The following is a 5,417-nucleotide window of genomic DNA, read 5'->3' as shown; positions in this document are numbered from 1 at the left end:
CCAGCGGCATGGCCGGGGCGGGCGGCGCCGGCGGCGCGCCTTCCACGCGATCGGCCCCGCCGCGCGCCGGATCCTTGACGATGGCGCGGAAGATCGGAGCCAGCACCACGCCCAGGCAGCCGACGACGATGAAGGCCGTGCGCCAGCCATAGGTCGCCGCCAAGAGGCCGCCGACCAGGGTGCCCAGGCCCGAGCCCAGCGGGATGCCGAAGGCGTAGGCCGCCAGCGCCCGGGCGCGCTGGCGCTTGGGGAAGTAGTCGGCGATCAGCGAATAGGCCGGGGCGACGCCGCCGGCCTCGCCGATGCCCACGCCCATGCGGGCCAGGAACAGCTGTCCGAACCCGCCGGCGAACCCGCACAGGGCGGTGAAGCCGCTCCACACGGTGAGGGCGGCGGTCATGATCCAGACGCGGCTGAAGCGGTCGGCCAGCCAGGCGATCGGGATCGCCAGGGTGGTGTAGAGCAGGGCGAAGGCCAGGCCCCCCATCAGGCCGAACTGGCCGTCGGTGAGGCCGAACTCGTCCTTGATCGGCTTGGCCAGGATCCCGAGGATCTGACGGTCGAGGAAGTTCAGGGTGTAGACGAGGATCAGCGTCGCCAGCACCAGATAGCGGTAGCGGCTGCCGCCCGTCGCGGCGCCTTCGCCGTTCGCTTCGCTCATCGCCCCGCCCCCTTGAACTGTACGCATGCGCCTTCCGGAAAAGGACGACGGGGCCCGTTGCAGCGGGCCCCGCCAGATCTCTGCCGAGAAGCCTTTAGTTTAACGCATTTTCTTCACGCGAACCGGAGTCCACTTCGCTCGAAAATGCTTCAGAAGTTGAACTCCAGGCTCGCCGACACACTGCGCGGCGGGCCGTAGAAGCCGATGACCGAGTTGTTATAGGTCGCGACGCCGAAGTTGTAGCCGCCGATGCGATAGGTTTCGTCGGTCAGGTTCTTGCCGACCAGCGAGACCTTGTAGCGGCCGCCTGGCGCGTTCCACACGGCGCTGAGGTCGACCAGGGTGAAGGCCTTCTGGTCGAGGGTCGGCAGCGGCTGCTCGAACTGCTGGTACTTGTCGCGGTAGCTGACCATCGGTGTGACGGCCAGGCGGCCGCCCAGCAGGTCGCCGGTCCAGGTTACGCTGATGTTGGCGGTCTTTTCCGGCGTGTTCTGGAAGCCGTAGAGGTTGGCGACGTTGACGATCGTGCCGGTGACGGCGTCGTAGCGCTCGAACTCGTCGTACTTGGCCTTGATGTAGCCCAGCGCCAGGGTGCTCGACAGGTTGGGCGTGAAGCGCGCCGTGCCTTCGAACTCCAGGCCCCAGATGGTCGAGGCGCCGGCGTTGTCGACCGAGCTGGCGATGCCGCTGGGCACGGCCACCTGGGTGGTCACCTGCTGGTTCTTGTACTTCGAGCGGAAGGCCGCCGAGGCGAACGACAGGCGGCGGTCGAAAAGGTAGCCCTTCAGGCCGGCCTCGTAGGCGTCGACCGTCTCCGGCTCGTAGCCCGCCGTCGTCTGCGGGGTCAGGAAGGCGTCGCCGCGCATGTCCCAGCCGCCGGACTTGAAGCCTTTGGAATAGGAGACGTAGCCGGTCAGGTCGTCGGTGAAGTCGTAGGAGGCGCTGACCCGGGGGGTGAACTCCTCGAAGGCCTTGGTGGCGGTGTAGTTGGTGCGGGTCTGCAGCACCGGCCGGGCCGTTCCGCCCTGCCACGGGGTCTTGGTGGCGCCCAGATAGAACAGGCGCACCACCGTGCCGGTCTTGTGGTCGCGGGTGGCGCGGCCGCCCAGCGAGACCTTGAAGCGGTCGGTGAAGTTGGCCGAGACGTCGGTGAACACCGCGAAGCTGCGGGTGTTGACCTTGCCGGCGGCGGCGATGGCCACGCCCAGATTGCCGGCGATGGTGTCGAACTCGCCCGAGGCCTGGCTGTTCATGTAGTAGACGCCGAACACGCCCTGGAAGGTCTCGTCGGCGTAGACCGCCTGCAGTTCCTGCGAGAACTGGCGGTCGCCGTAGGTGGCCGGCACGTCCAGCGTCGGCAGCGGCGTGCCGTCGAAGTCGATGTTGGTCTGGGTGTGGCCCTTGCGGTTGGCCGTGATCGACTTGAAGGTCAGGTGCTCGCTGGCCTTCCAGGTGGCCAGCGCCGAGACGCCTTCGGTCTCGACATGGTTGGCGTCGCCGAGGCCGGCTTGCGTGTCGTAGGTGTCGAGCACCTGGTAGCCGCCGGTCAGGGTGGGCAGCTCGCGATGGCCGTGGCGGGCGTTGCTGTCGTCGACCACCTTGTCGTAGGCGATGCGGAAGAACAGGTCGTCGTTCGGCGCGTACTCGACGCTGAGGCGGCCGGCCTGGACGTCCTTGTTGTACTGCTCGGCGCCGGTGGTCAGGTTCTTGCCGTAGCCGTCGCGCTTGTAGATGGCGAAGGCGCCGCCGACCGACAGGCCGCCGCCCAGCGGGGTCGAGGCGGCGATCAGGCCGTCACGCTGGTTGTACGAGCCGACCGTGCCCTTCAGCTTCAGCGCCGTCTCGTCGTCATGCTTCTTGGTGACGTACTTGATGGCGCCGCCGATGGTGTTGCGGCCGTAGAGCGTGCCCTGCGGGCCGCGCAGCACCTCGATGCGCTCGATGTCGAAGATGTCGAGAACCGCGCCCTGCGGGCGGGCGACGTAGACGTCGTCGATATAGAGGCCGACGCCCGGTTCGAAGCCCCACAGCGGGTCCTGCTGGCCCACGCCGCGGATGTAGCTGATCAGGGTGGAGTTCGAGCCCCGGGCCACCTGCACGGTGATGTTGGGGGTGGTCTGCTGCAGGGTGGTGATGTCCGACGCGCCCTGCTTTTCCAGCTTGTCGGCGCTGAAGGCCGAGACGGCCACCGGCACGTCCTTGAGGGTTTCCTCGCGCCGGCGGGCGGTGACCACCACCTCCTCGACGCCTACGCTCTGCTCGGCGGCCGGCTTTTCCTGGGCCACCGCCAGGTTGCAGGTCGCACCCCACGCCGCGCCAGCCAGCAGCGCAGCCTTCCACATCGTTTTCATAGGCAAGCCCCTCTTCCCTAGATGCGTTTCGTCCCTTCCGCCGATCGAGCCATCTCACGCAGCCTCGTATCCGGCGTTTCCCGCACGATTTCACCGCCGCAGGAATTCGACGGCACTGTCACCTAGGTTGAGGGAATGCGCCAGCGTTTTTTCATCAAGTGATGAAAAGTGTAATCCGGGGGCTGACGGTCGCTGTTTTAGCCCTCCCCCTCGATGGGGGAGGGTTGGGTGGGGGTGGTTGCAGCGTCGGCCGGCGAGCGCGCGCTTGAACCGCCGCTTCACCCCCATCCCCGGCCCTTCCCCCATCCGCCAACGGGAAGGGAGTCCTGCTAGGCTTTGCGCCGGCTCACTACGGCCTCGAACCCCGCCGCGCAGTAGGCGAACAGCCGCGCTCGCACGGCCTCCAGGTCGCTGGAGTGGCAGAGGCCTTCAGACAGCGAGTCGATGCGGCCGGTCTCCGACAGGGCCAGCATCATCGAGCCGGTCAGGAACTGGTAGCACCAGTAGAGGTCGCGATATTCCGCGTCGGGACGGACGACCTTCAGCGTGTCGACCAGCTGGTGGACGACGGGGTCGAAGAACCGGGCCATGGTCTCGCCGCCCCAGGCCGGGGTGTTGTTCACCTGGGCCACCAGGGCGAAGTAGCTCTTCCAGCCCTGGCCGCCGTCCTGCGAGATGCGCAGCAGCGGGTCGATGAAGGCCTCGATCACGCCTTCCACCGTCATGGCGTCGCCGTGGGTCTCGACATAGGCGTTCATCGAGACGCTGCGGGCCTGGTTGAGGATCTCGGCGCGGCGCACGAACACCGCGTCGAACAGCTCGCGCTTGGCGCCGAAATAGTAGTGGATCAGGGCGGTGTCGACGCCGGCCTCGGCGGCCACCTGGCGGGTGGTCACCCCATGGAAGCCGTGGCGCGCGAACAGGCCCTCGGCGGAGTCGAGGATGGTCTCCTTCAGGTCCAGGCCCGTGGCCTTGGAAGGACGGCCCCGCCCGCCGGAACGGGCGCGGGGCTTGGCGGCGGTCATGTCGGGGAGGCCTCTCCGAGAACTTCGCTGTCCCCGGATAGGCCTGCTTTCGCTACCCTGGCAAGAGCGCCGCCGTTCCGTGAACGTCCGGTCAGGCCGTGAAAATCCCGTGGAATCCCAGCGGCAAGGCCGTGTTCGCCCGCCAGGTGACCACCGGCCCGTCGGCGACGCGGCGGGCGTCGAAGGCGTGCAGCTCGGTCGCCTGGGCGTCGAGATTGAGGCTCGTGCCGACCAGCCAGCCGTCGAACTCTTCCGACGACCCGGGGCGGGGGACGAACACCATCTCCTCGACCAGATGCCGGCGGCCGAAGTCGAAGGCGGTCTCGCGGCCGGTCTTCCAGTCGCGCACGGCCAGGCCGTGGAAGGCCGGCTTGCCGACCTCGCCGATCGCCGCATGGACGCTGAAGCGGCGGCCCTGGCCGGCGAAGCGCTCGTCCGAGCGCGGGAACTCGGCCACGGTGTCGAACCGCTGCAGCTCGGCCTTGCCGTCGGCGTGCAGGGTGACGAAGCCCAGCTTGGGCGGGGCCACGCCCTTGAACGGCGCGCCGCGCAGCAGCTGCTCGCCGGCCGCCGCCGTGCCGCGCGGATCGTCGTCGATACAGGCGTCGAAGCGGATGGTCCCGCCCGCGTCCTCCCAGGCGTCGCCCAGGTGGAAGAAGAAAAACGGCGGCAGGTCGAACACCCGGCGCTGGGTCAGGTCGGCCTTGTCGAGCACCAGCACCTGGGTTCCCATCTCGGGCTTCCAGGCCATGCCGGCGATGTAGGGCACGCCGCCCCGCTCCTGGATCCAGGGCTGCAGCACGATGACGATGTGGCGCTCGGTGGCGGTGAAGTCGTGGATGTAGCTGGCGCGGGGCAGGGCGATCAGCTGGGCGTCCTCCAGGCTGCCGTCGGCGGCCAGGCGCCAGACGATGGCGCGGTCGCCGGCCAGGCCCAGGTTCCAGGTCCGGCCGTTCGGCTCGCGGCGCGGATGGGCCAGGAACGGCATGGCCTTGAGATCGGGCCGCAGGGTCTTGAAGCCCTTGGTCTCCAGGGTGACGGGATCGAGCACGCAGGGCGAGCCCGGCTCCCACAGCGCCCACAGCTCGCCGCCGGCCATCATCACCGAGGTGTTGGCGGCGTTGGCGTCGTCGGGACCGCCCACGGCCGCCCCGGGGCCAGGGGCGGTGCCGAAGCCCGGGGTGATCACTGCATTGGCGGCCGTGTCGGCGCGGCGCTTGGGGGTGTCGACGAAGCGGGCGGCCAGGGTCGCCTCGCCGTCCCGGATCGAAAAGCGCCGCACCAGGCCGTCGCCGTCGAACCAGTGGCCGACCGACCCGCCCGGCCGGCGGAAGCGGGCCGGACCGTTGCGGACCAGGGCGCCGGCCAGGTCGGCCGGGG

At 69.0% G+C, this 5,417-nt stretch carries 4 protein-coding genes; all 4 read right to left on the bottom strand.

Going from position 1 to position 5,417, the window contains the following annotated elements; all coding sequences use genetic code 11:
* A partial coding sequence (locus tag DMC18_RS13605; RefSeq protein WP_146218071.1) for an MFS transporter occupies nt 1–661 on the bottom strand: 661 nt, incomplete at its 3' end.
* Between the two features lie 149 nt (nt 662–810).
* The gene (locus DMC18_RS13600) at nt 811–3,012 is read right to left on the bottom strand and encodes a TonB-dependent receptor (RefSeq protein WP_110120089.1); all 2,202 of its coding nucleotides are present in this window, start codon (nt 3,010–3,012) and stop codon (nt 811–813) included.
* 329 nt (nt 3,013–3,341) lie between these two features.
* Complete coding sequence (locus DMC18_RS13595; protein ID WP_110120090.1) at nt 3,342–4,037, bottom strand: TetR/AcrR family transcriptional regulator; 696 nt, start codon at nt 4,035–4,037, stop codon at nt 3,342–3,344.
* A 91-nt stretch (nt 4,038–4,128) separates the two neighbouring features.
* The coding region (locus tag DMC18_RS13590; RefSeq protein WP_110133012.1) for a carotenoid oxygenase family protein at nt 4,129–5,417 on the bottom strand (1,289 nt) is incomplete at its 5' end.

This window comes from Caulobacter sp. D5 (assembly GCF_003185805.1).
GTDB lineage: Bacteria > Pseudomonadota > Alphaproteobacteria > Caulobacterales > Caulobacteraceae > Caulobacter.
Note: the sequence above shows the minus strand (reverse complement) of the source record. Positions and strands in the feature narration are given on the sequence as shown.

Bases quoted from the DNA above. Each gene is read 5' to 3' on its own strand.
- DMC18_RS13600 (WP_110120089.1), bottom strand. From the start codon at position 3,012: ATGAAAACGATGTGGAAGGCTGCGCTGCTGGCTGGCGCGGCGTGGGGT.
- DMC18_RS13595 (WP_110120090.1), bottom strand. From the start codon at position 4,037: ATGACCGCCGCCAAGCCCCGCGCCCGTTCCGGCGGGCGGGGCCGTCCT.